General features: G+C 60.4%; 26 protein-coding genes, 1 tRNA gene and 1 rRNA gene. 12 read left to right on the top strand and 16 right to left on the bottom strand.

Translation table 11 applies throughout. The features are described from left to right. The coding region (locus Q355_RS17325) for a transposase (RefSeq protein ID WP_027878044.1) at positions 1–279 on the bottom strand (279 nt) is incomplete at its 3' end. On the opposite strand from Q355_RS17325, the gene Q355_RS17170 reads away from it, so the two are divergent. The 3 genes from Q355_RS17170 (at position 278) to Q355_RS0112130 (ending at position 4,071) form a co-directional block, all read left to right on the top strand. Then, complete coding sequence (locus tag Q355_RS17170) at positions 278–1,873, top strand: HD-GYP domain-containing protein (protein WP_245597573.1); 1,596 nt, start codon at positions 278–280, stop codon at positions 1,871–1,873. The genes Q355_RS17325 and Q355_RS17170 overlap by 2 nt on opposite strands. Before the next feature lie 16 nt (positions 1,874–1,889). Then, entirely contained in the window at positions 1,890–2,879 is a 990-nt protein-coding gene (gene ruvB / locus Q355_RS0112135) for a Holliday junction branch migration DNA helicase RuvB (protein ID WP_027878042.1), read from the top strand. A 130-nt stretch (positions 2,880–3,009) separates the two neighbouring features. Further along, positions 3,010–4,071, top strand: coding sequence for a DUF4388 domain-containing protein (locus Q355_RS0112130; RefSeq protein ID WP_027878041.1), 1,062 nt, complete (start codon positions 3,010–3,012; stop codon positions 4,069–4,071). A 109-nt stretch (positions 4,072–4,180) separates the two neighbouring features. Here Q355_RS0112130 and bshC read toward each other — a convergent pair whose 3' ends face one another. The 3 genes from bshC to Q355_RS0112115 form a co-directional block, all read right to left on the bottom strand. Beyond that, a complete protein-coding gene (gene bshC / locus Q355_RS0112125) occupies positions 4,181–5,674 on the bottom strand; it encodes a bacillithiol biosynthesis cysteine-adding enzyme BshC (protein WP_027878040.1) in 1,494 nt (497 codons plus the stop codon). Positions 5,675–6,084: 410 nt separating this feature from the next. Beyond that, entirely contained in the window at positions 6,085–6,726 is a 642-nt protein-coding gene (locus Q355_RS0112120; RefSeq protein ID WP_027878039.1) for a Crp/Fnr family transcriptional regulator, read from the bottom strand. Positions 6,727–6,815: 89 nt separating this feature from the next. After that, positions 6,816–7,625, bottom strand: a complete 810-nt coding sequence (locus Q355_RS0112115) for a menaquinone biosynthesis family protein (RefSeq protein WP_027878038.1) — start codon at positions 7,623–7,625, stop codon at positions 6,816–6,818. A gap of 74 nt (positions 7,626–7,699) precedes the next feature. On the opposite strand from Q355_RS0112115, the gene Q355_RS0112110 reads away from it, so the two are divergent. From Q355_RS0112110 to Q355_RS0112090, 5 genes are all read left to right on the top strand, one after another. Continuing rightward, a complete protein-coding gene (locus Q355_RS0112110; RefSeq protein WP_027878037.1) occupies positions 7,700–8,479 on the top strand; it encodes an ABC transporter permease in 780 nt (259 codons plus the stop codon). Between the two features lie 93 nt (positions 8,480–8,572). Beyond that, positions 8,573–11,137, top strand: coding sequence for an ATP-dependent chaperone ClpB (gene clpB / locus Q355_RS0112105; protein ID WP_027878036.1), 2,565 nt, complete (start codon positions 8,573–8,575; stop codon positions 11,135–11,137). Positions 11,138–11,144: 7 nt separating this feature from the next. After that, positions 11,145–11,567 carry a thioredoxin gene (gene trxA, locus Q355_RS0112100; RefSeq protein ID WP_036259421.1) on the top strand — a complete coding sequence of 141 codons (423 nt, stop codon included), beginning with the start codon at positions 11,145–11,147 and terminating at the stop codon, positions 11,565–11,567. Positions 11,568–11,656: 89 nt separating this feature from the next. Then, on the top strand, positions 11,657–12,070 hold the full coding sequence (locus tag Q355_RS0112095) for an Hsp20/alpha crystallin family protein (protein ID WP_027878034.1): 414 nt from the start codon (positions 11,657–11,659) through the stop codon (positions 12,068–12,070). Between the two features lie 67 nt (positions 12,071–12,137). After that, a complete protein-coding gene (locus tag Q355_RS0112090) occupies positions 12,138–12,782 on the top strand; it encodes a rhomboid family intramembrane serine protease (RefSeq protein ID WP_027878033.1) in 645 nt (214 codons plus the stop codon). 101 nt (positions 12,783–12,883) lie between these two features. Here the strand turns inward: Q355_RS0112090 and Q355_RS0112085 are convergent, their stop codons facing one another. Both Q355_RS0112085 and Q355_RS0112080 read right to left on the bottom strand, forming a co-directional pair. Continuing rightward, complete coding sequence (locus tag Q355_RS0112085) at positions 12,884–13,246, bottom strand: HepT-like ribonuclease domain-containing protein (protein ID WP_024049983.1); 363 nt, start codon at positions 13,244–13,246, stop codon at positions 12,884–12,886. After that, on the bottom strand, positions 13,233–13,532 hold the full coding sequence (locus tag Q355_RS0112080) for a nucleotidyltransferase family protein (RefSeq protein ID WP_024049984.1): 300 nt from the start codon (positions 13,530–13,532) through the stop codon (positions 13,233–13,235). The genes Q355_RS0112085 and Q355_RS0112080 overlap by 14 nt, the downstream gene beginning before the upstream one ends. A 236-nt stretch (positions 13,533–13,768) precedes the next feature. Between Q355_RS0112080 and mntA the strand changes: the two genes are divergently transcribed. Together mntA and hepT are read left to right on the top strand one after the other, a co-directional pair. Further along, positions 13,769–14,185 carry a type VII toxin-antitoxin system MntA family adenylyltransferase antitoxin gene (mntA, locus tag Q355_RS0112075; RefSeq protein ID WP_024049985.1) on the top strand — a complete coding sequence of 139 codons (417 nt, stop codon included), beginning with the start codon at positions 13,769–13,771 and terminating at the stop codon, positions 14,183–14,185. Beyond that, positions 14,178–14,597 (top strand): type VII toxin-antitoxin system HepT family RNase toxin, encoded by a 420-nt coding sequence (gene hepT / locus Q355_RS0112070; RefSeq protein ID WP_027878032.1) that lies wholly within the window; start codon positions 14,178–14,180, stop codon positions 14,595–14,597. Before mntA ends, hepT begins: the two co-directional genes overlap by 8 nt. A gap of 157 nt (positions 14,598–14,754) precedes the next feature. On the opposite strand, the gene Q355_RS0112065 is transcribed toward hepT, so the two are convergent. Then, positions 14,755–16,251, bottom strand: coding sequence for an O-antigen ligase family protein (locus Q355_RS0112065; protein WP_245597572.1), 1,497 nt, complete (start codon positions 16,249–16,251; stop codon positions 14,755–14,757). 323 nt (positions 16,252–16,574) lie between these two features. Here Q355_RS0112065 and Q355_RS0112060 point away from each other — a divergent pair, with 323 nt between their 5' ends. Further along, entirely contained in the window at positions 16,575–17,942 is a 1,368-nt protein-coding gene (locus Q355_RS0112060) for an O-antigen ligase family protein (protein ID WP_027878030.1), read from the top strand. 82 nt (positions 17,943–18,024) lie between these two features. On the opposite strand, the gene Q355_RS16535 is transcribed toward Q355_RS0112060, so the two are convergent. After that, a complete protein-coding gene (locus Q355_RS16535; protein WP_036259432.1) occupies positions 18,025–18,375 on the bottom strand; it encodes a type II secretion system protein in 351 nt (116 codons plus the stop codon). A gap of 73 nt (positions 18,376–18,448) precedes the next feature. Further along, positions 18,449–18,802 carry a type IV pilin protein gene (locus Q355_RS0112055; protein ID WP_027878029.1) on the bottom strand — a complete coding sequence of 118 codons (354 nt, stop codon included), beginning with the start codon at positions 18,800–18,802 and terminating at the stop codon, positions 18,449–18,451. A 202-nt stretch (positions 18,803–19,004) separates the two neighbouring features. Here Q355_RS0112055 and Q355_RS0112050 point away from each other — a divergent pair, with 202 nt between their 5' ends. Beyond that, complete coding sequence (locus Q355_RS0112050) at positions 19,005–19,727, top strand: tetratricopeptide repeat protein (RefSeq protein WP_245597571.1); 723 nt, start codon at positions 19,005–19,007, stop codon at positions 19,725–19,727. On the opposite strand, the gene Q355_RS0112045 is transcribed toward Q355_RS0112050, so the two are convergent. The 7 genes from Q355_RS0112045 to rrf all read right to left on the bottom strand — a co-directional run bounded on the left by Q355_RS0112045 (position 19,724) and on the right by rrf (position 24,040). Next, on the bottom strand, positions 19,724–20,203 hold the full coding sequence (locus Q355_RS0112045) for a Rab family GTPase (RefSeq protein WP_051529418.1): 480 nt from the start codon (positions 20,201–20,203) through the stop codon (positions 19,724–19,726). The genes Q355_RS0112050 and Q355_RS0112045 overlap by 4 nt on opposite strands. A gap of 143 nt (positions 20,204–20,346) precedes the next feature. Beyond that, entirely contained in the window at positions 20,347–21,642 is a 1,296-nt protein-coding gene (locus Q355_RS15845; protein ID WP_051529417.1) for a hypothetical protein, read from the bottom strand. A gap of 2 nt (positions 21,643–21,644) precedes the next feature. Then, positions 21,645–22,130, bottom strand: a complete 486-nt coding sequence (locus Q355_RS0112035) for a hypothetical protein (RefSeq protein ID WP_027878026.1) — start codon at positions 22,128–22,130, stop codon at positions 21,645–21,647. A 26-nt stretch (positions 22,131–22,156) separates the two neighbouring features. Beyond that, positions 22,157–22,606, bottom strand: a complete 450-nt coding sequence (locus Q355_RS0112030; RefSeq protein ID WP_036259417.1) for a cupin domain-containing protein — start codon at positions 22,604–22,606, stop codon at positions 22,157–22,159. A gap of 16 nt (positions 22,607–22,622) precedes the next feature. Then, a complete protein-coding gene (locus Q355_RS0112025; RefSeq protein ID WP_027878024.1) occupies positions 22,623–23,720 on the bottom strand; it encodes a RuBisCO large subunit C-terminal-like domain-containing protein in 1,098 nt (365 codons plus the stop codon). A 117-nt stretch (positions 23,721–23,837) separates the two neighbouring features. Next, positions 23,838–23,913: transfer RNA gene (locus Q355_RS0112020), tRNA-Gly, on the bottom strand. 10 nt (positions 23,914–23,923) lie between these two features. After that, a 5S ribosomal RNA gene (gene rrf, locus Q355_RS0112015) occupies positions 23,924–24,040 on the bottom strand. Positions 24,041–24,146 lie beyond the last annotated feature (106 nt).

Genomic DNA, 24,146 nt, shown 5'->3' with positions numbered 1-24,146 from the left:
GGTCTTCTCCCGCAGGGTGGTATGGAGTCGCTCGATGAATCCGCTCTTTTTCCACAGCCTGAAGTAGTGATAGACCGTCTTCCAGTGTGGCAAATCGCTAGGCATCATGCGCCAGGAGCATCCAGAGCGAGTGATGTAGAAGATACCGTTGAGGATTTCTCGCCAGCTATGTTCCCTTGGTCTATGGGTGAAGCAGGAGGGCTCGGGCATTAGCGGTTCGAGTATCGCCCACTCATTGTCCGAAATATCGCTTGGGTAGCAGCTTGCTCGACTATTCATGCTCGATTATATCGTCTGGGAAAGTTTTAAGACAGTCTCTAAGCGCCTATTTAGCCAGTTCTTGCGCCGCTCGGTCTGGGCCTACTTTTTTGGCTCTCTGGCGGTTTTGCTTAATGCTTTGATGGTTCACGGGCTGTACTTTGGCTGGGCGCCCTGGGCCTGGGGGTACGCCCTTGCCATCGGTTTGCTGGTAGCTCCGGCGGTTGCGCTGCTGGACCTGTGGTGGGCACGTCGGCAACTTAGTAAGGCGCAAAAGGTCTTCCTCGGCCAGGCTAAAGACCTCCAGGAGGCCCGGCAAGCCTACCGCAACCTTGTGCACTGGCCGCTGCTCTCGGTGGCACGGGTTATGGGGCCTCACCTGCTAAGCACTATGGGCGGTTTTTTGCTGGCTATCGATGTGGCGCACCGCTTTGGCGGCTTTCCCACCGGGCCACTGGACATGCTGTATTTGCTGCCGTGGTATCCCATCAACGCTGCCCTGCATGCCATTATCGAGTATCTGGTTGGTGCGAGCCAGTCTCCGCGCTTGCTGGCCTATCTACGTGAGCGCTTTGGCGACGAAGTGGTGGTATACCCCCGCCTGCGGATTCCTTTTGTCTTAAAGGTGCTGGGCGTGCTGCTGGCCTTGGGGCTGCTACCGCTGCTGCAGGTGGGTTCGCTGGTTTACTTTAGGCTTGAATCCACGAATCTTCCTGGACTGGTGGCTTGGGGATTGTTTTCCGGTCTGCTGCTGATGGTGGCCGGCGGAATTCTTTTGTCCCGTGAAGTGGCCCGGCCCTTGCAGGCGGTGCTCGAGGGAATGCAGGCTATCCAGCACGGAAAAGGGTCGGTGCGAGTGAGTGCGGTGGCCTGGGACGAGCTGGCTGACCTTGCTCTGGGTTTCAACAACCTGGCCCAGGCCCTTGAAGCCGAGCGCCAGCGCAACCTCGAGCTGTACCGCGACACCGTACAAACCCTGGCCGCTGCCATAGACGCCCGGGATCCCTACACCCGCGGTCACTCGCAGCGGGTTGGGGCTTATGCTCAGCGCATTGCCCTGAAGCTGGGCTGGGATGCACAAAGAGCCTACCAGCTCTACATCACCGGGCTGCTGCACGACATTGGCAAAATTGGTGTTCCCGAAGCCATTCTCAAGAAAACCGACAGGCTCAGCGCCCAGGAGCGTCAGATGATTGAAAGCCATCCGCTCATTGGGTACGAGATTGTCCGTCAGTCCCGTGCGCTTAAGGCCCATCTAGCGGGCATTCGGCATCACCACGAGCGGCTGGATGGCTGTGGTTACCCTGATGGGCTTCGCGGCGAGGCCATACCGCCGGAGGCCCGCATCTTGGCGGTGGCCGATATCTGGGATGCCCTTACCAGCCACCGGCCCTACCGCCCCGCCCTAAAGCCTTCCGAAGTCTACCCGCGCCTTCTGCATGAGGCACTTGACCCAGAAGCCGTGCAGGCCCTGGGCGCACTGTGGCGGGAAGGCGCACTGGATGCGCTGCTCGAGGAGGCCCAGCAGCAAGGCGGGGTTCAGTCCTACCTTGCTGAACAGAAAGGCGATAAGGAGCCATCCCACCCATCATTTTCTATGTCAAAAACAGAATAGAGCCCTTCCGCTTGCTATGATGAAAGGCGTGGAGTCCGATCTAACCCTGCGACCCCGTAGCCTGGAAGACTACGTGGGCCAGGCCAAACTCAAAAAGAAGCTGCGGGTTTACCTCGAGGCTGCCAAAAACCGGGGGGAGGCGCTCGACCATCTGCTCTTGTTTGGGCCGCCCGGCCTGGGCAAGACCACCCTGGCCCACGTGGTGGCCTACGAGTTGGGGGTGAACATCCGCGTGACCAGCGGCCCGGCCATCGAGAAGCCGGGCGACTTGGCGGCCATCCTGACCAACAGCCTCGAGGAGGGCGATATCCTCTTCATAGACGAGATACACCGCCTGTCCAAGGCCGCCGAGGAGCACCTGTACCCCGCACTGGAAGACTTCAAGATTGACATCGTGATCGGCAGTGGCCCCGCCGCCCGTACCCTGCGGCTGGATCTGCCGCGCTTTACCCTGATCGGGGCCACCACCCGTCCAGGGCTCATATCCGGGCCTTTGCGTAGCCGCTTTGGGATTATCGAGCACCTGGAGTTTTACAGCGAGGCCGAGCTGGCCCAGGGGGTAGAGCGCGATGCCCAGCTATTGGGCCTGCCCATCGAGCCCGAGGCGGCTTTGGAAATTGGGCACCGCAGCCGGGGCACCATGCGCATCGCCAAGCGGCTTTTCCGGCGGGTGCGCGACTTTGCCGAGGTGGCCGGCGAGCCGGTGGTCAGCCTCGAGCGCACCCGGCAAGCCCTGGATGCCCTGGGCCTGGACGCTTTGGGGCTGGATGCCCGCGACCGCCTGATTATGCAGACCGTCATCGAACGCTTTGCCGGGGGGCCGGTGGGCCTCGAGACCCTGGCCACCGCCCTCTCCGAAGACCCCGAGACCCTGGAAGAGGTGCACGAGCCTTTCCTGATTCAACTGGGCCTCTTGAAGCGCACCCCCCGGGGCCGCCAGGCCACCGAGCGGGCCTACGCCCACTTCGGCTACCCCCTACCCGAGCAGAGCCGTCTGCTGGAGTAGGGGAGATGTCCACAAAGAAGTGGGTTGGGGAAACGGGAGCGTAACAAGATTTGCTTAGGGGGCTCCCAGCCAAAGTTGTCTAGAGCGGGCTTTGGCTGAACCCTAAAGAGGGGCTTTGGATGGAGTTTATATGATTCGGGCCAGACTGGGTGAAATTGAACTGGGAGACCTGCTGCGAACCCTCGAGGGGAGCCGTAAAAATGCGGTTATCAGCGTTAGCTGCCCCAAGCTCTCGGGCCGGATTCATGTCCGCGAGGGCAAAATCGCCTACATCCAGACCCAGCCCGGCCCCCACCTGGGGGAGTATCTGGTGCGCTTCGACTACCTGACCCTCGAGCAGGTTCAGGCGCTGGTCAAGTACCAGCAGCAGGAGAACCCCGGAACCCCCCTGGGCCTTCTGGCGCTGCAACAGCAATTGGTCACCGACGACGAATTAAGCGAGGTGTTGCGCGCGCAAATCCTCGAGGCCCTGGCCACCCTTCTGGCCCAGCAGGAGGGCGAACTGGTAGCCGAACCCCCACCGGCCGATGTTTCGCAGGTGCTGTTGCCAGGGGCTACCGATACCAGCGCAATGCTGATTGAGGCCCTGCGCCGCCTCGACGAGTGGAGGCGGGGCAGGGTAGAACCCGAGACTGTGCTGCGGCTGGCCGGCGACCCCACCCGCCACCCCCTGTCCCCCGATGCCTGGACGGTGCTGGGTGTCATAGACGGGATCCGGCGGGCCCGTTCGGTGGCGCTGGCCTGCGACCTGCCCGAAGAGCAGGTCTATCATCTACTGTACGAGCTAAAAAGCCGGGGGATTCTGAGCGAGGCCGAGGTGCGCCCACAAGACCCCCTGCTGCTTGTCCTGGCCGATTCCAACCTGGTTCGGCGGCTCTTGCTGGTGACCCTCGAACGCCACCGCTACCGGGTGATGCTGCCCCCTGATCTGGACAGCGCTAGACGCATCCTCGAGCACAACCAGGTACAGGGGGCTTTGCTAGAGGGTGCCGACCTGACGGGCAAAGTACGGCATTTGCGGGCTACCCCCGGCGGGCGTTTTATTCCCATCTGGCTCATCGCCCAGGAGCCCCCCAGGGGTTTTTGGGTCAGGAATGCCAGAGTGGCCCATATTCCCAAGCCTTTTGGGGAGGCAGATTTACTGGAGGCCCTCTCCAGCATCAAGCGGCCCACTTATACCAGATTCGGTTAGTTCGTCACCGAACGGTGACGAACTAACCCGACCGAAGGGAGTGCTCTAGGATTCAAAAAGATAGCCTCTTAGCGCTTTTTGTTTGAAGATTATCTTTTTGAATCCGGTATTAGATCAGGCTAAGGGTGTGGTTGCCGGTAGCAGGAAGCCCAGCGAGCCGCTCGAGCACGATTTCGCCGTGCTTGAGCAGGTACATCAGAAAAGGGTAGACCCGCTCCTGGGGGCCGGCGGGGGCCAGGTGGCGCTGCAATCGGGCGAACTGGGCCCCGGTGGTGTTTTCCTGCCGCAGGGCGCTGTCCAGGATTTTGCGCTCGAGGCGTTCCAGCTCGTGCTGGATGCGTACCTGGGCCCGGTGGCGGGGGCGGTTTAGGGTGGGGTCAGTTAGCAGGCTTTGAATTTGCTCGAGCTCGGCATTGATGCGGGCCAGGTGGGCGCGGATGGCCTGCACCCTGGCCTCTTGCTGGGCCAGGGCGGCTTTGAAGGTTCCTTCGGGGTCGGCCTGGAAGGCCCAGGCCTCGAGGCCGTATTTTTGCAGGATTCGTTCGATGGGCGGCTCGAGCAGCGTTACCCCCATCCGGCGAATCACCGCTGGGGGCTTGAGCCCGTGCAGTTCATACACGCCGCCCAGTTCGGCCACATACTTGAGTTCACCCGGCCCCACCACAAAACCGGCGGTGGGTAGCACGGTGTCTTGCAACACTGGCCTGAGCCCAGCCGCGGGGGTGATGCGGGCGGGGTCCTGCTCCAGCAGGGCCAGCAGGTCGGTAGTGCTGTAGTGCCGCTGGCCGTCTTCAAAATGCCCGGCGCGGAAGCGCAGCAGCCTGCGAACCCCATCCGAGCCTTCCAAAAACAGATTGGTGGCGGCCTCTCCACGGCCCAGGGCGGGCTCGAGGCCGGCTTTTTTCATGGCTAAGGCGGTGCGGTTGATGGCCTGGGAGGAAGCCAAGGGATCGGCAATTTCTTGCTTCAGGGCCGGTACAAACAAGGGGGCTAGCTCGGGGGCCATGGGGTCGAAGACCACCAGCCCGGCAGGGCCCAGGAATTCCAGCAGCAACCGGGCAAACACCTCGCTGTAGCTCCACTGGCCCGCAATGGCCTTGCAGATGCGCTCTCGCACCTCGGGATACCCACCAAAGCGCTGCAGCAGCCCGCAGACCTGGGCAAAATAAGGCGCGAAGGGAATTCGCCCGGCGGGGTGGCCCGGGGGCAGCTCGAGCTGTAGGCGGTGCACGCGCTCTTCAAAGTCCAGCAGCTCTATGCTGCGGATTTCGTCGGTATCGTGGTCTTGCGAGGCTACCCAGAACACCGGAACCACCGGCTGGGGGCTTTGGGCCTGGGCCAGTTTGAGGGCCGCGTGGGCCTTATAGAAGGTGTAGGCGGGTCCGGTTAGAAGACCGGCCTGTTGCCCGCTCACGATGGCCCGGCTGTTGGGCTGGGCTAGCTTTTGGGCCGCCTCGAGGCTGGCAGGGGGCGCACCGAGCCGCCGCAGATAAGCCACCAGGCCAGCACTGAGCGCCTCCCGCGGCGCTTCGCGGGGCGTGCTCAGCAATGCAGGGAGGTCTTCGAGGCCGTAGGGCAGGAACTGGTGTAAAGGGTCGGCCATGACTAAGGGATTCTAACGCCTGATCGACAGCTATAGCGTAAGGTGCCGCGGCTTTCCTGCAAGCCGACCAGGGGATTTAGTTGCGCCAGGGTAGATTTGCGATATTGCCCAACACAGCACCGACGTACCTGGCGCAATTCCTTGCGGGTGTTGTGGGGCGGAAGTTTGCATTTCAACTATGGGGACACTTTCTACTGCGCGCCCCCTTCGGGCCTTGCCGGGTCGGGCCAGAGCCGGCAGCGGCAAACCCAGCCTAGCGGGTTGGCACATACAGGCTTATTTCCCGACATATAAGAAATGTCTTTGATTTGTTCTTTTTCTGGGGCCCCGCCTGAAGCGCGGGTAGCAACAGCCTGAAATAAGATGGAGCTCCAACAGTCCCTAACGGAACGATTCAGGCGGGGTTCATATTACAGGGCAACGCGCCGCAGTGTGTCGGGCTTGAGAATCAAAATGCGCCGGTAGCCCAGCTCGATGGTATCGTCCATAGCCAGCTCGCCCAGCACCTTGGTGATGGTCTCGCGGGTGGAGCCGGCCAGGTGGGCCAGATCCTGGTGCGACAGGGTTACTTCCAGCCCCTCTTTGCTCTTGCGCATGGCGGTGAGCAGGGCTTTGGCCAGCCGTGGGAGCACTTCTTTGAAACGCAGATCGCGCAGCCGTTCCTCGGCCTTGCGCAGCCGGCGCGAAAGCAGCAGCACAAAGGCGGCCTGGGCCTCGGGGAAGCGGCTGGTGAGGCGCAGCAGGTCTTCCCTCGAGGCCGAGAGCAGCTCACAGTCCACCAGCGGCTCGGCAAAGACCCCATAACGTTGGTCCGGTAACAGAGCACCCTCGCCAAATATGTCACCGGCCCCCACCACCGTCAGGGTGATTTCTTCTTCCTGAGGCCCAAGCTGGAACAGGCGAACCCAACCCTCGAGCACGTAGTACAGGGTTCTGGCTTCATCTTCTGGATAACACACGTAGCTATTCCGCCGAGCTGTGAAGCTGCGGAATACCTGTTCGGCCTCGGCCCTGGCTTCCGGGGGCAGGGTGGCAATGAAGTCCGGGGTCATATGGTTAATTTAGCGGTTCTACGTGTGAGAGATTCCTGACCAGGGATACAAATTGTAAGCAGCATCCCTTGACCCCAGCCACACAGCCTTCAGGCGAAGAGGGGAAGGCTCGAGGCGGGCAGCAGCCCGGCGGCCTCGCCGCGCCTGAACAGCTCGGCCACTGCGGCCTCGCCCTCGGCCCCTACGTCCAGCGAAAAGCTGTTCACGTAGGTGTGGATGTGGGCCCAGATGACCTCGTCTTGCAGCTCCTGGGCGTGCTTTTTGATGTAGGCCAGCGTTTCTTCGGGGTGGGCGTAGGCGTACTCGAGGCTCAGCCGCACCGCCCGATCGATGGCCCGAATGGTTTCGCTGCCCAGGTCACGCCGGGCCAGAATGGCCCCCAGCGGCAGGGGCAGGCCGGTCAGGTTTTCCCACCACTCACCCAGATCCAAAAGCTTTTGCAGCCCGTGCAGGTGGTAGGTAAAGCGCGACTCGTGGATAATCAGCCCGGCATCCACCTCACCCTGGGCCACCGCGGGCATAATCTGGTCGTAGCGCATCTCCACCGGTATAAAGCCTGGGGTGTGCAGGGAAAGCAGCAGGAAGGCGGTGGTGTGGCGGCCCGGAATGGCAATTTTTTTGCCCGCCAGTTCACCCAGCGCCTGCCGGGCGACCAGCAGGGGCCCCACCCCCCGGCCCAGCGCACCCCCCGAACGAAGCGCGACGTACTGTTGGCGCAGGCGGCCATACGCGGCGTAGCTGATTTTGGTCAGGGGAAGCCGCCCCTGCAAGGCCCAGCGGTTCAGGGTTTCCACGTCTTCCAGCAGCTCGTGGATGGGGAAGGGGAGGTCAACCTTGCCGTGGGACAGGGCATAGAAGATAAAAGTGTCGTTGGGACAGAACGAGTAGCCTAGCTGCATGGGCTTAATGCTACTGGCTCGCGTACCGGCAAAGTGAGAGCGGTTTCCTGCAAAGCCTCTGATAGACTGGGTTTATGCGCTACCTGCGGGTGCTGGGCCGTTTCTGGGGAACGGCCCTGGCTGCCGAGCTCGAGTACCGGGGTAACTTTTTAATCGCTGCCCTTTCATCCTTGGGAGGGGCTGTGGGCAGCCTGTTTGGGATTTCCCTGCTCTACCAGGGGGGCTATCAGCCAGGAGGATGGCGCCTCGAGGAGGCCCTTTTGGTGCTGGCGGCCTTCCTGATGCTGGACGGCCTGGCCTTTACCCTGCTCTCGCCCAACCTGAACCGGGTGGTGGAGCAGGTACAGAAGGGCACCCTCGACTTTGTCCTGCTCAAGCCGCTGGACAGCCAGTTCTGGCTTTCTTTTCGCACCCTTTCCCCCTGGGGCCTGAGCGACGGGTTGATTGGGCTTTTCATCTGGTTCTACGCCGGCAGCCGCCTGGGGCTGGGCCTGGCCGACTACCTGCTGGGCTTTGGTCTGCTGGCGCTGGCCTTTGTGATGCTGTACAGCCTGTGGTTCGTGGTTGCCAGCAACAGCATCTGGTTTGTGAAGGTGGCCAACGCCACCGAGGTGCTGCGGGCGCTGCTCGAGGCCGGGCGCTTTCCGGTGCAGGCTTTTCCGGCGGCCTACCGCTTCTTCTTTACTTTTGTGGTGCCGGTGGCCTTCCTGACCACCGTGCCGGCCGAAGCTGCCCTGGGCCGCCTGAACCTGTCCGGCCTGGGCCTGGCTTTTCTGATAGCCCTGGGGCTGCTGCTGTTTTCCAGGGTGTTCTGGCGCTTTGCCTTGAGAAACTACACCTCCGCCTCGAGCTGAAGGCCCGAGGCGCAGCGCATGCCTGAGGGCCAATAGCTCATAAGGCTCATTAGACTTGACAATAATACACTCAAGTTTCATAATAATCTTGATATGAACCTGGAGCGCTTTACCGAACAAGCCCGTGGAGCCATTGCTCAAAGCCAGGTGCTGGCGCGGGAGTCGTCCCATTCACAGATTGACCTGCCTCACCTGGTCGCAGTGATGCTGCGGGATGCCGCAGGTCTACCGGCCCAGATTGTGCAAAAAGCCGGACAGGATCCCAAAAGCATTTACCAGACCGCCCAGACCGAGCTGGGGCGTTTGCCCAAGGTGTCGGGGGCCGAGGGAGGGCAGTACCTGTCGTCCCGCCTGGCTTCGGCCCTGGGGCGGGCCGAGAAGCTGGCCGACGAACTAAAGGATCGCTTTGTGGCCCTGGATACCCTGCTACTGGCCCTGGCCGAGACCGGCTACGGCGGCTTGCAGGCCGACGGTATTCGGAAAGCTATACAGGAGATTAGAGGAGGAAGAACCGTGAACAGCGAACATGCCGAAGGTACCTACAACGCCCTGGAACAGTACGGCCTCGACCTGACCCGCCAGGCCGAGGAGGGCAAGCTCGACCCCGTAATTGGGCGGGATGAAGAGATCCGGCGGGTCATCCAGATTTTGCTGCGCCGCACCAAAAACAACCCCGTGCTGATCGGTGAGCCGGGGGTGGGTAAGACCGCAGTGGTCGAAGGGCTAGCCCAGCGCATCGTAAAGGGCGACGTGCCCGAGGGGCTGAAGGGCAAGCGCATCGTGAGCCTGCAGATGGGCTCGCTGCTGGCGGGCGCCAAGTACCGCGGCGAGTTTGAAGAGCGGCTCAAGGCGGTCATCCAGGAGACTGTGCAGAGCGCAGGCCAGATTATTCTCTTCATTGACGAGATTCATACCGTGGTGGGAGCCGGCAAGGCCGAGGGCGCGGTGGATGCGGGCAACATGCTCAAGCCTGCCCTGGCTCGAGGTGAGCTGCACCTGATTGGGGCCACCACCCTGGACGAGTACCGCGAAATTGAGAAAGACCCGGCTTTAGAGCGCCGCTTCCAGCCGGTGTTTGTTGACGAGCCCAGCCTCGAGGAGACCGTAAGCATCCTGCGCGGCATTAAGGAGAAGTACGAGGTGCACCACGGGGTGCGCATTGCCGACCCCGCGCTCATCGCGGCGGCCCAGCTCTCGCACCGCTACATCGCCGACCGCAAACTGCCCGATAAGGCCATCGACCTGATCGATGAAGCCGCAGCCCGCCTGCGCATGGCCCTGGAGAGCAGCCCCGAGAGCATCGACGCCCTCAACCGGCGCAAGCTCCAGCTCGAGATCGAGCGCGAGGCCCTGAAGAAAGAGACCGATGCCGAGAGCAAATTCAGGCTGGGCGAGCTGGAAAAAGAAATTGCCGAGCTCGAGGCCGAGATCAAGAAACAGCAGGCCGAATGGGAGGCCGAGCGCGAGATTATGCAGAAGCTGCGGGCGGCCCAGCAGCGTCTCGACGAGGTACGCACCCAGATCGAGCAGGCCGAGCGGGCCTACGACCTGAACAAAGCGGCCCAGCTCCGCTACGGTGAGCTGCCGCGGCTCGAGCAGGAGGTCAACGAGCTGGCCGAGCGCATGGCGGGCGCGCGGTTCGTGCGACCCATGGTCACGGAGGAAGACATTGCCGCCATCGTCTCGCGCTGGACGGGCATTCCTGTAGCCAAGCTGATGGAGGGCGAGCGCGAGAAGCTCCTACGACTGGAGGACGAGCTGCACAAGCGGGTGGTGGGCCAGGACGAGGCCATCGTGGCGGTGGCCGATGCCATCCGGCGGGCCCGCGCCGGCCTCAAAGACCCCAACCGGCCCATTGGTTCCTTCCTCTTCCTGGGGCCTACCGGGGTGGGTAAGACCGAGCTGGCTAAGACCCTGGCCGCCAGCCTCTTCGATACCGAAGAGAACATGATCCGCATCGACATGTCGGAGTACCAGGAGAAGCACACTGTGGCCCGCCTGATTGGGGCCCCGCCGGGCTACGTGGGCTACGAGGAGGGCGGTCAGCTTACCGAGGCGGTGCGTCGTCGGCCCTACGCGGTGATCCTCTTCGACGAGATCGAGAAGGCCCACCCCGATGTGTTCAACGTGCTGTTGCAGGTGCTCGACGACGGTCGCCTGACCGACGGGCAGGGCCGCACGGTGGACTTCCGCAACACCGTCATCATCCTCACCTCCAACATCGGCTCGCCCCTCATCTTCGAGGGCATTCAGTCGGGCCAGAGCTACGAGGCCATCCGCGAACGGGTGTTTGGGGTGCTGCAGCAGAACTTCCGCCCCGAGTTTTTGAACCGCCTGGACGAGATTGTGGTCTTCCGTCCGCTGGCCAAAGAGCAGATTGCGGCCATCGTGCAGATCCAGCTCGAGGCGGTGCGTAAACGGCTGGCCGAGCGCCGGATTACCCTCGAGCTCTCGCAAGAGGCCCTCGACTTCCTGGCCCAGCGCGGCTACGACCCGGTCTTTGGGGCCCGGCCCCTGAAGCGGGTAATCCAGCGGGAACTGGAGACCCCCCTCTCGCGCAAAATCCTGGCGGGTGAGGTGCCCGATGGCGCTCATCTGTATGTGAACACCGGCCCCCTGGGACTCACCTTCGAGGTTCGGCAGGCTGCGCTGGCATAAAACGATTATGGCAAGCGACAACATCATCACCTGTATCCACTGCGGTGCAAAAAACCGCTTGGGCAACCCCCCCACAGGCCAGGTTCCGGTCTGCGGGGCCTGCAAAAAGCCCCTGCCCTGGCTGGTGAATGCCACCCAGGGCCTGACCCCCGAGCTTCAGGCCAGCGTGCCGGTGCTGGTCGACTTCTGGGCCGAGTGGTGTGGGCCTTGCAAGATGATTGCGCCGGTGCTCGAGGAGATCGCCCGCGAGTATGCAGGCCGGCTCAAAATCGTCAAGCTCAACGTCGACCATTTCCCCCTGGCGCAAAGCGCTTACCATGTGCAGGGCATTCCTACCCTGATCCTGTTCAAAAACGGCCAGCCGGTCGAGCGGATGGTGGGGGCTCTGCCTAAGCACATGCTGGTTCAAAAACTACAGCCCCATCTGTAGACGTCAAGCCGAATCGGGAGCCTCAGCACTAAAACTACTTGACAATACTACACTCAAGTTTTATACTTCTAAATGTAAAGGAGGATGACATGATTAGATACAACCCCTTCCGTGAGATTGAACAACTGCAAAACGCCCTGTTGCGCAACTTTTTCACCCCCACTACCGAGAGTGCTCATACCCCGCTGGTAGACGCGCTCGAGGATGCCCAGGGTATCCACCTGGCGGTGTACCTGCCTGGGGTAGAGCCTTCGCAGGTCGAGGTAACCGCCGAGAACAACACCCTCACCATCCGGGCCGAGCGTCCCTTCAACAAGCCCGAAAACGCCAACCAGTGGCGGCTCGAGGGCCCCTATGGCAAGTTCGAGCGCAGCTTCGTGATCCCCAACACCTTCGATCTGAGCAAAATCGAGGCCACCTTCAAGCACGGCATCCTCTACCTCGACATCCCCAAAGCCGAAACTGCCCAGCCGCGCCGCATCGAAGTTCGCGTGAATGGCTAAAAGCAGCACCTTGTAGCGCCCCGCTCTGCGGGGCGTTTTTTTGTTGTTCTTGCTGTAACCTGTGGGCATGTTCCCCCTGCACGACATCAACCGGGCCCACCGCCGCCCGTATGTGGTCTACCTGCTGGTGTTGCTAAACCTGGCCGGCTTTGTCTATACCTTTGCCCTTACCGACCCTGCCGCCGTTATTGGGGCCTATGGCTTTGTGCCGGCCCGCTTTGCCGCCGATTTTCGGGGCGAGTGGATAACGCTGTTTAGCAGCATGTTCCTGCATGGGAGCCTGCTGCACATCCTGGGCAACCTGTGGTTTTTGTGGGTCTTTGGCGACAACATCGAAGACCGCCTGGGCCACGGGCGTTTTTTGTTGTTCTACCTGCTGGGCGGGGTTGCTGCAGCGTTAATTCAGGGCCTGGTGAGCGGCTTTTCCAGCGATGTGCCCATGATTGGCGCCTCGGGGGCCATCTCGGCCCTGCTGGGCGCTTATATTGTGCTGTACCCCAGGGCCCTGATCCTCTCGCTGGTGGGCTGGATTCCTGTACCCATTCCAGCCATTCTTTACCTGGGCTACTGGCTTCTAATCCAGTTTGTGGGCGATTTTATGGGCGAGGAGGGCATCGCCTTCTGGGCACACATCGGCGGTTTTGTGGCGGGGGTGGTGCTCATTCGGTGGTTCGAGCGTGGGGCGCCAAAACCTGGACGGCAGCGGCGCTGAAGCGCAGGGGCGGGGTGCAGGGCTGATAGCCATAGCGCTGTGGCTAGCCTACCTGAAGTTTGGCCTGGAGGCGCGGTTGAGCCTGCCAAAAGCCTCCCTGCCTAAGGCCCAGAATGGTCCATGGTTTGCAGGATAGCTTCCAAACGCTCCAGCAGGGAGGGAAGGTCTTGTTCGAGAATGGCTGCCACCACCTCCATGTCCACGCCGAAGTACTCGTGGATAAGGAGATTGCGGGTGGCCACGATCTCCCGCCAGGGGATTTCGGGCTGAAGGCTCTTGAGGTCCTCGGAAACGCCCCTGGCCGCTTCACCGAGAATCTCCAGAAGGCGAACGAGGGCGAGGGACGCTTCCTCCTCGGGCGAAAGGGCGCTGAGGTCTTTGCCCTGGGCGATTTCCAGGGCGCGCCTGCAGGCGTCCCGCATGTGCAGGAGCCGGACGCGATCGGAAAGGCTACGCCGCCTCATGCAGGGGGCGGGCCTCCCTCAGAACCGCTTCCCGGAGGTAAGGGCTCAGGCTTCCCGGGGTGTGAAGATCTACCTTGCGTCCGAAAAGGAGGGCCAGCTCCTTCTGAAGTCTGACGAAACCCAGGCCCGGGGTGCGCCCGGGGAAGAACTCCACCAGGAGGTCCAGGTCGCTTTCCTCGTCGGCCTCTCCCCGCGCAAAGGAGCCGAAGAAGAGGAGCCGCCGAACCCCGTACCGCTGGCAGATCTCCGCCAGGGCCTGGGTAGGGACGGGCGCTGACAAAGCCATGGTTGGTTTTATTTTAGCCTTAAGGAGCACCGAATGTCTGTGCACCCTTTTCAGCTTTTCGGCTGGAAAGGGGCCTAGCTGCGCTGGCCCCAAGGTGTCGCTTTCTGGGCGCATATTGGCGGTTTTTGTGGCGGGGGCGGTGCTTACTCGGTGGTTTTTGCGTGCGGTGCGCCAAAACCTGGATGGCAGCGGCGCTGAAGCGCAGGGGCGGTGTACGGGGCTGATAGAATGGCGCTATGGCGACCCTGGCTGGTGAGACCCTGGAATCCATTGTCGCCCTTATCCGAGAGCGGCTGTCGCCACTGGCCATATACCTTTTTGGCTCCCAGGCCGAAGGGCAGGCCCAGCCCGGTAGCGACCTGGATATTGCTGTTTTGGGCAGCGCGCCCTACGACCCCTGGGCGCTGTTTGTGTTAGCCCAGGATTTGGTTGTGCTCCAGGAGTCCCAGCCTGAGGTTGACCTGGTGGATTTAGCCACTGCGCCCCCAGCGCTTAGGGCTAGAGTCGTGACGCAGGGTTGGCGCGTGTATTGTGCGAATCGGCTCCGCTGCGATTTGTTTGAAATCCGTGTGCTGAAAGAGTATGCCTATTTGCAAGAAGAGCGGCGGCCAATATTAGAGGACATCCGCCGTCGAGGGCGGGTCTATGGATGAGGTACTCCTGGCCAAGACCGCTACCATCGAGCGCTGCTTGAAGCGCATCGAAGAAGAGTACCGAGGCCATGAAGGAGAGCTTTTCGAGAACTACACGCGCCAGGACGCTATCGTGCTCAATCTTTTGCGGGCCTGCGAGGCCTCCATAGACCTGGCGATGTATGGGGTGCGCCTGCACCGTCTAGGCCTCCCACAAAGCGCACGGGACGCCTTTCGCCTCTTGCAAGAGGCCCACCTTATTACCCCAGACCTGGCCCGCCGGATGCAACAGATGGTGGGCTTTCGCAATGTGGCGGTTCACGACTACCAGGCGCTTTCCCTGCCGATTCTCAAGACCATTCTGGATCAACGCCTGGGCGTTTTCGTCGAGTTCACCTCTGCGCTTTTGCGTCCGGGCAATTCAGAGGGCTAGGGCTGGCCTAGCGTCTCGATGGGTGCGGAGGGCATCGCCTTCGGGTCACACATAGAGGGGTTTGTGGCGGGGGTGGTGTTTATTGGGTGGCTCGAGCGAGGGGCGAAAAATCGCAGTTGGTAGAACGCTAAGTACAGATGCCAAGAAAACCCGTGAACTATTTATCTTTTTTTAGTTGCTCGAGCAACTCAGGTGCCCGAGCGCGCCAGGATTCGTAGGACGGCGTTAGCATCCCAAAGAAGTTGCCGGATTGGTAGCCCGTAAAGTTGATTGGAAAGCGGCTCAAGCCTAACTCTAGCACCTGTATGGCCTCCTTTGGCCGGTTTAGCTGCACGGCCAACTCCGCCAGCTGCAAGTAAAAGGTTGGGTTAGCCAGCGGGAAAACCTCAACGATGTGCTGCAACAGCTTTATCTTTTCCTCTGGAGCTTGGGTGTACTCTAGTTGAGTTCTGTAGACCCAAAGACTTTTGGGATTGAGCCGTGCAGCGTCTCTCAAAAGCTCTTCTCGCTTGGATGCGGAAACTTGCTCGAGCTCAGCCAGGACAGCAGAGCGAAATCCCTGGTAGCGACTAATTGCACAGTTTTGCTCGCAGGGCCAATACCACCAAAAGGCTAAACCTACCGCGAGAACCAATCCGGCCACCGGTACGGCCCAGTAGACCCTCTTATTTGAGGATGGAGCGGCCAGTGGAGCCTTGACTTGACCATGCAGTGCGCCCAAGCTAGCAAAAGCCAGCATCATTACCGCTGGGTACATTCCCGTAACATCAAATGCCAGGGTAGCCCACAACCCTGCAGCCCCCAAGGCCCAGGGCCAGGCGGACGAACTCCAGCCTTGCCAAAGCAACCAGCCCAGTATGACCAGCAGCAACAGCAGTCGCAACCAGCCGCCGGTGGCGGCAGTCTCGAGGTAGTAGTTGTGTGCGTTGCTGAAGAGGATGCCGGGGTATTGCAGATAGGCCGCAAGGGTATCGCGAAAACTGCCGTTGCCAGTGCCCAGGGGGTGTTGCAGGGCAATGTGTAGGGTTTGCTCCCACATTTGCAGGCGGCTACCTATACTGCCCTCTGCAGCTACATCCTGCACTTGCTTGGTTAGAGATGCTTTTAGTCCCAATGCATTCTGGACGGGCGAAAAAGGTAAGGTAGCATCTATGGCCATTACAGCTGCCACCACTACGCCCAGGGCCAGCCCAATCCGCCAGAATGCAAAGCCCTCTCGCCAGAGGCGCCACACCATAAGCAAGGCGATTATGGTCAAGGGCAAATACACCGCTCGAGCACCCGAAAGTAACGCAAGATACAAAGCTCCGGTAAGCAAGATTCCACTCAGCAGCGGCCACCTCGAGCGAAACATCCACACCATCGCCAATGGAATCAGCACCAGGGCCTGGGCTCCAGCGACATAATGGCTCGAGCCCGAAAAATACATCACCAGCCCAGCCCAGGCCAGCGTGAGGGTGGTCAGAAGCCCATAACCCAGCAAAACGATGTTCAGCCCCACAAAGCCCACCAACCAGCCCCCAGCGGCAAAGGCGGCCAGGTAGGCCAGCTCCCACAAACCCAGCGCCAGGGTGTTGCCGGGCGTGAGGCTCCACAAAATGCTTAGAAGCCCCAGCCCCCACCAGGCCCATAAGATGCGTGGAACCCGCGGCATTAGCAGGATCAGCGCGCCGAGTACAACCCCAACTAACCCGAGCGGCACAGCATCGTAATGTGTGAAGGTTTGCTGCCACAGCCAGAAAAGTGAGGCCAGTATGGTTATTGCTGGGAACAGGGTTCGGATTTGAGCGCGCTCGAGCACACTTTATTGTAGGGTGCACCCCTGACCACCTGGATGTTTTTTGCACAAGAAAGGGACAACTTTTATGTGTTTACGCCACTTCGAAATGGACATCTGTAACTGCTACAAATGGCGCAACAAATAGAGGAGTGAAATGTAACCCAGCTACCCTGGGAGGTACGGCTAAACTAAGCAACATGTATCGTATCTATCGCTGGTGGTGGTTTGCTTTTGTGGTGCTGTATCCGCTCATCTTTGTTCCTTCTGAGCGCAGTTTCTGGGGATTGAACTATACCTACCATATTGTCATCACAGCTATTTTTGTGCTAGGTGCGCTATTGTTTGAGTGGTTTTTACACCCCCACTTGCGTTTAAGTGATGCCAAACACTTGCCTAGGCTTCTCTGGCAGCATAAACCGGTATTGTTGGCCTTGCTTTTTGGCATTTGGGGTGTTATAGCAGCCTTTTTCACTCCATCACCGGCAGTAGCCCTGATGGGTAGTCTTGCTCGAAATGGTGATGGTGCTCTGGCATCTTTTTTGTTTTCTTTGGTTTTTGTTCTGGTTTACCTGCAAATAATGCGGGAACGGGATTTGCTGGTTCGTATTGCTATTGGGGTGGCAATCTCTGGAGTTTTGCTGAGCTTGGGGGCGATAGCAGAGATAGCCTTGGGCAGGGGCCTAATTTATGCACTTCAAGTGGGTGATCTTCCAATCGTGTCTTTCCCACAGAAAGGGCATCTGGCAGGCTACCTGGCAGCCACGTTTGGAGTGGCCATTGCGATCTGGTTTCGCAAACCGTCGTGGTTATTTCTTGGGACAGTTTTACTAATTGCGTTCAGTCTGGGCCTAACCTACAATCGGGCTGCCTTCTTGGGAATGGCGTTGGTACTGCTTATTGGAGTCTGGCGTGCTCCCAGGCAAGGGTTAGTGGCTTCAGCACTTGTGCTAATTGCGGTTTTTGCAGCAATCCAGTGGACTCAGTTTAGGGGTGTGGGCGGCCAGAAAGAGCTGGCCAGCACAAGCTCTATGGAAGCCAGGATGCTGTTCTGGAAAGCTGCAGTGGGGGGCATCCTGGAGCGTCCTGTGCTGGGTTGGGGTGGAGGCAACTTCGACTACTATTGGCCTCTGTTCCTCAGCGCAGAGGAACAGGCGCGCTTTTTGCGCCTGGAAGCAGGTGCTTATAAGATGATTGCGTATCTCAGTGCGCCGGGTACAATTCCGGTTTGGATTGTAGAAAACGAAAAAGGACAGCGCTACACACAGAGTATTGTGCTATGGAAGTCGCATAGCCAACTGCTGGAGGTTGCTCTTCAAAAGGGTTTAGTTGGTTTGGTCTTATACATGGCCCTGTTGATACTCAGTATCAGAGCCTTCTTACAGCTAACTCCTGGTGCATCTGGGCTCTGGGCTTACCATGTTTTCTTGCTGCTATGGTTTATACCGTTCTTTTCTGAAGGGGTTGTGTGGGTGTTATTTGCTCTGGCAGCGGGCGAGGCAACTCAGACCTACCGAAGCAAACATCCATCCGTACCCGTAGTGAAAGATTACCGTACATCCATCTAACTCCAATTTTAGCTCAATGCCAGCTGATTAAAAGCAGTTGGGGGAGCTGATGCCCCCCCGTATTCATGTATTAAGGGCAGCTCTAAGGAATCTGCCCTGCTCCTGACAGCCCGCTATAGCTGACTACCGCGCCTCCAGATACATGCTGAACCGTGCAGGAGGAAAGGGTAGTACGAGCAAGTGGTGCTACCACATAGCTACCAGCGCTGAAGCCGTTCACGCAATCGGTATTTGGGAGGGTACTGGCTAGAACGTTGTCGGATAGATACGCATTGGCAGCGTACATTACGTTTCGCAGATATACTTGCTCTGCTCGTAACGTGGCTACATTCCGCGCATTCAGCAAATTGGGCACCAGCACCACAGCGAGTATACCGATGATAGCGATGACGATAAGCAACTCGATTAATGTAAAGCCACCATGCGTCTTCATGATTGTTTGGTCAAAATGCCCTGCCTCGTGGCAGGGCATTTTTTCAACCGCTATCTAATTGCCCGCAGTCCAACTATTGGCCCACCGTCACAGAGGTGGAGGTGCCACCAGTGTAGGTGACGGTTACGGAGGCACCGGTTGAGGCGACAGTGCAGCCAGTAATGAAAGCCCCAGGAGCAGGCACGCTGTAGTTACCAGCACTGTAACCAGTGGTTCCCGCGCAGGAGGTGGGAACAGTAGTCACGTTTACGTTCTCGGCTAGATAGGCTTGGGCCGTCTTGTAAACGTTCTGAGCAAAGGCCTGTGCGGCGCGGTCGTTGGCCACAGCGCGGGCGCGCAGCAGGTTGGGGATCAGCACCGCGGCCAGGATGCCGATGATGGCGATGACGATCAACAGCTCGATCAGGGTAAAACCGGACTTCTTCATAACTTCTCCTAAGGGTTCCGCACCGGGATATGGTATTGGTGCGGTATTGCGTAGTGCATAAGAGGGCTTGCGGTCTCGTGGGAGCGGGCCTATTCCCGAACTCCACTGCCGAGTATAGCGCCTGGTTTTGTAAGGCGTGTGGAATTTGACCCAAACTGACCCCTAAAGCGTTACGTGGGGGTGGCTGGGGTAGATTGGTGTTGTGGAAGTGGACGAGCTAATCAAGTTGGGACGCTACGAGGAGGCTCGAGCCCGCATTCTGGCAGGTGAGGGGGGCCATGCCGAGGCCCTGGCGGTGTTGCTCGAGCTGCGCGACTGGCTGCGGCTGAAGGAATATGAAAGGGCGCAAAAGGTTTTAGAGCAGGACGGCGACCTGATTGCTGGCTACCTGGATTTGGAGCGGGCCAGGGCGGCCATCCGGGCCTTTGAAAGCGAAGATGAAAGCCAGATTGCGGCCTACCTGCAAGACCCCCACCTGGGGGCGGAGGCCTGGGCCACCCTGGGGCTCATCCAGATTATGCGCGGCCAGCGGGAGGAGGCCCGGCAGGCCTTCGAGGCTGCGCTAAAGGCCGACCCCCGCCACTTTCGGGCCAAGACCAACCTGGCTAACCTGGCCCTCGAGGCGGGCCAGACCGACGAGGCCATCCGGTTGTACCAGGAGGCCCTCAAGCTGAACCCCGAGTACGCCCTGGCCCACCACAACCTGGGTGCGGCCTACCGCAAAAAAGGCCAGCTCGACAAGTCGGTGTATCACATCAAGCAGGGCCAGCGCTTGCAGATGCGCCCCCCGGTGCGGCCTCCCCGTGGCCCGCTACCCGGCGCTTCGCTCCCCCTGCCAGAGCGCAAGCCCCTCCTGGGCCGCCGCTGGTGGCTGTGGCTCCTGGTTATTGGGCTGGCTTACTGGCTGTTAAGCCGCCAGCCCTAGGTGCTTTGTTGCTCCAACATCCGGCCCGCCAGGGTATTGAAGGCGTCCTCTACGGCTTCGCCGGTTTTGGCGCTGGTGTAGCGCACCTCCCAGCCTTTAGCCCGCAGCTGGTCGAGCTGGGCCTCGCTCACCTGCCAGGGCAGGTCGTGCTTGTTCAGCAGCAGGATGAAGGGAACCGGGCCCAGCACCTCCTGGGCGCGGGCGTGCAGGCTTTGGGCGGCCTCGAGGGTATCGGGGCGGGTTCCGTCGGCCACCAGCAAATAGCCCGAGCTGCCCCGCAGGTAAAAAGGCTGCACCCGCTGGAACTGGTCTTCGCCGTACAGGTCCCACAAGACCAGACTTACCTCCTGTCCGTTGACCGTGACGATTTTTTTATCAATCTTGACCCCTACGGTGGTCTGATACTTTTCGGAAAAGATGCCGTGCACGTAGCGTGCGACCAGGCTGGTTTTGCCCACCCCGAACGCACCCAACATGCATATTTTCTTTTGAATCACCGGATGCCCCCTGCCATATCACCTGCTGATGTCCCAGAACGGAATACTTGCCAAGCGGCCTGCTGCAAAGGCGGGTGCAGTTTACGCCCAAAAGCATCTTGGGCGCAATAAGCCCCATAACCTTACCTCTGGGGGGGCTCGAGCACAAGCTGGGCGGTATCGAGCTGTGTCACCCCCAGCAAAGGGGCCAGGTTGCGCAGGCGGCTGAGCCAGCCCGGGGTGGCGCGTCCGCTCACCACCAGCACCCCCTCGCGCCAGGCCAACTGCACCGTGCTGGGGGTGTCCATGTGCTGCTGGATGCGCCTGAGCACGATCTCGGGCTCGAGCGACTGGTAGGGCTGCCAGGCTGCCCGGATGCGCTCGGCGCGCAGCGGCAGGCCCTCCAGCAAGGCCAGCGGGTCGAGGGCCAGGGGATCCTTCAGGCCCCGCAGCTCGTAGCGTCGGGGCGTATCGGTCACGACGATGCCGGGGGTGCTGGAAAGGCGCTTTAGGTAAGCGTCCCAGGCCCGGCTGGCCTGGAAGTTGCTATAGCCCCAAGCACCAAGCCCGAGCAACAGTAGGCCCAGGATGAACAATAGCGCATAGGGGCGGCGGCTCTCCGGGCGCTTGTATTCGGCTTCCAGCAGGGCATCCAGCAGGGGATGTGTCTCGGCAAAAACGGCATCGTCGCCGTTATAGCTGCTAAAGGCCTCGCCAAAACGGACTTGGATTTCCAAAAGGGTGTCCTGCAAGCGCTCCTGCAAGGCCTGTGGGGGCACCCCGCGCACCACTGCGGCCAGAATGGCCTGGGGGCTTTGCTCCACCACCAGAACCCGCTCGCCAAAATTCACCGTGTTGAGGCCCGCCTCGGGGTCGAAGGAGTCGCGCACAAACTCGCCGATGGCGGTTAGCATCCCCGAGACCAGAGCGCCGTCCTGAACCTTAACGCCCTCGGCAACCCGGTGGGCCAGTAGCAAGCCACTGCTACGCTGAATCAGCAAAACCTGCTCGACCCGATACAGCAAGGTGTGCGAAAGCACCACCTCGGCGAAGGATTTACCGGTGCTGAGGGCCTCGAGCCGCCAGCGTAGCCCCTGCACACTAAACACCTGGTCGAGGGTTTGGTTGAGGCTTTGCGTGAGCGAGGCAAACAGGCTGGTTACGGCGCGGCGAATGGCCGGCAGCAGCACCGGAAACAGAATATCCACCAGCAGCTTGGGGTTGCGCTGCACCAGCCGCAGGAAGGTTTCTTCGATGATGGGGTTGAGGGCGTACTGCAAGGCTTTATCGCTCTGGCTACGGCGGAGCAGGGCCTCCGGCAGAACCTGTGCGACCCACTCTTCCCAGCGGGCCGGGTCTTGCAAGGCCTGCAGGGCTTGTTGTTCGGGCTCGAGCAGCAGCTTTCGCAGGGCCTCGAGGTTGTCCGAGGGACGGGCCATGTCTAGTCTTTTTGCAGGGCTTGGGCCAGGTTTACCAACAAGCCGGCCAGGGCGGCCCGGTCGGTTTTGTGCAGGCGCAGCTCCTCGATGGCGGCGTACAGGCTCGAGGCCAGCTGGTCGAGCTTTTTGTTGAGCTCCTTGCCCTGCTCCTTCAGGTCGGCCCGCATTTCCTTCATTTCGGAGGCCAGCCTGTCTTCCAGGCTGTCTACCGCCGTATCCAGGCTGCCCTGCAGGGCCTGGTCGGCAATCTGGCGCTCCTCGGCTTCCTGTTGCAAAAGCCCTACCAGGCGGTTTTCCAGCGCAGCGATGCGATCCAGCAGTTCCTGGTTGAGCCAGGTGGTTCGCTCCTGCAGGCGCTGTTCCAGGCCCTGAAGCTTGTGCTCGAACTCCAGCATCTGCTGGCCAAACAGAATGCTGCGAATCTGCTCGAGGTGTGCTTCGGGGTTTTCGCTTGTTCTGATTTCTTCGACGGAGGCACGCTTAGACATGGCATCACCTTATCACAGGCAGGGGGTCAGACCTGTATAAATTCGGCAACAGCCGGGTTTTGCCTTAAGGCCCGCAATTCTTCTGGCCCGGGTAGCTGGGGCCGGTCGCGCTCGGCGTTGACCAGGCACAAGAAGCCCAGCGGCTCGTTCTCGCTGGCGCGGAACTGGTGCCAGGTCATGGGGGGTATGTGAATCAGATCGTGCAGCCCGATGCTGTGTATCTCCTGCCCCACCAAGCAGGCCCCCCGTCCCCGGATGACCATCACGGCGTGTACGTGCTGGTGGCGCTCGAGGGTGGTGTGTCCCCCAGGGGCTACCTCGAAGTAGCGCCACTGGGCGGCAAGCTGGGGGTCGTTGAAAAGCACCTGACGGGTTACGCCCTTGAATGGGGCCACTCCTTCCGACTTATAGGCCAGCACCTCTACATCTTCCCAGGTGTAGCCATGTGCAGCCCGTTTGGTTTTGCTCGAGGTCATAGCTCTCATTCTAACGCTAGATTTTTTCCACGCTGGCCGCCACTTTTTGCACAAACTCGCGGGTGCGCTCGAGTAGCTTTTCCCCTGCGGCCAGGAGGTTGCCGCCGATCAGGAGCATGGTGTCGGGCCCATAAAACCCCAGCATTTCCTCCACCCGTTCGACGGTCATGCCCCCTGCCGGAACCGGTAGGGCTGGGCGAATGGGCCCCCAGGACGACCGGGCAGCCTGGGCCAGCTCCAGGCAGGTTTGGCTGCTGTAGGCAAAGCGGCCCCCGTAGTTGGGAAAGATGATGGCGTCGGCGCCCAGCAGCCGGAAAAGCTTTCCAAACATAAGGGGCGGGGCAATGCGTAGGCCAGCAAAAGCCGGATGCCCCAGCACTGCCAGGCCCAGCTCCTCGACAAGCTCCTGAAAGGCCGGAAGCCCAAGCAGCATGGGTGCTGTGAGTATTACCTTGACCCCGGCTTGCCGGGCTATTGCCAGGTTATTGCTCAGGGTTTTGGGGCTACCGGCCAGCATGGGGGCATACAGGGTGTGGCCGCCGGTTTCGGCGTTGGCCCTGGCAATGGCTTTTTGTATGGCCCACACCCGCTCGGCAAAGGGGGCGTAGGGCTGGTTGGTGATGCCGTGGTCATCCTTGACGATATCTATTCCGCCCAGGGCAAAGGTATAGGCCAGCTCGGCCAACTGGGTAGGGGAGAGGCCCTGCGGCTTGAGGGCGGTGCAGGTTAGGGGGCGGTCGTAGACGTTGGCGAGCTGGCGCAATCCAGCAATCCCAAAGCGCGGGCCCGCAAAGGCCGAGAGCAGGCGGGGCGGCAGCTTCAGGTCTAATAGCTCCACATCTTCTTGCAAAGCACAGTTGCCGAAAAGCACGTTGAGCAAGCCCGCCGCTTCGAAAGCGGTGGTCTGTTCGGCAAAGCGCAACACCACCCGGTACTGGCCTTCCCCGGCCTCCTGAATGGAGGCCACCTGGGCCAGCACCTCGTGCAGCAGCTCCGGCTGACGCACAGCAGTAGGAGGCATCTCGATGCTTTGTTCGACGGCAAGGGCCTGGGCCCTGGCTTCTATCTGGTCTGGGGTAGATTCGATGCGGTAGGTGGCCTCGAGCCCGTGCATAGCACAGGATTCTAAACAAAAATCACCCCACAAGCACTGGGGGGTGTTGGTTGAGCAAGGCAAGTGTCTGGTTGAACAGACATAAAAAACCCCCCCTCAAGAGGGGGGGGTACAAGCTGGAGCGGGAAACGGGACTCGAACCCGCGACCCCAACCTTGGCAAGGTTGTGCTCTACCAACTGAGCTATTCCCGCAAATAAAAAACCTCTGCGCTGCCCTACTCTCCCAGGCCCCTTCGAGCCAAGTACCATCGGCGCAGGCACGTTTCACTGCCGTGTTCGGAATGGGAACGGGTGGGACCATGCCGCTATGAGCACAGAGGTGTCCAATGTTTTGCTTTTCAAAGTTGGATCACAAAGGGTAGTAAGGAAGCAAGAACCTACAGATATCAGTGCATAAAGGTCAAGACCTCGGACGATTCGCACGG

It is taken from the genome of Meiothermus cerbereus DSM 11376 (assembly GCF_000620065.1).
In the GTDB taxonomy this organism is placed as follows: Bacteria; Deinococcota; Deinococci; order Deinococcales; family Thermaceae; genus Meiothermus; species Meiothermus cerbereus.
The sequence above is the reverse complement of the archived record's forward strand: the minus strand, read 5'-3'. Positions and strand labels throughout refer to the sequence as shown.